Here is a 223-nt window from a genome sequence, read left to right as displayed (position 1 = left end):
CAGCTATCACTGGCTGGCCCCCTCCCGACATCAGTTCTGCTGGGCGCACATCACCCGCAACCTGCAACAGATGGCCGATTACAGCGGGGGCGGGCTGACCGCGTTTATCGGCCAACGGCTGGTTTTGCTCTGCCACAGTGTGTTCCGCACCCAACACCGCTATGAAAATCAGAACATTGACGAAGCACACTGGCGCAATCGCCTGTCCAGACTCAGGAAAAGC

The 223-nt window shown here is 58.7% G+C and carries 1 pseudogene; it reads left to right on the top strand.

Features of this window, described 5'->3' with window-relative positions:
* Nucleotides 1–223, top strand: a pseudogene (locus AAC854_RS23950) (IS66 family transposase); the annotation flags it as partial.

Source organism: Xenorhabdus entomophaga (assembly GCF_037996725.1).
Classification (GTDB): domain Bacteria; phylum Pseudomonadota; class Gammaproteobacteria; order Enterobacterales; family Enterobacteriaceae; genus Xenorhabdus; species Xenorhabdus khoisanae.
The sequence above is the reverse complement of the archived record's forward strand: the minus strand, read 5'-3'. Positions and strand labels throughout refer to the sequence as shown.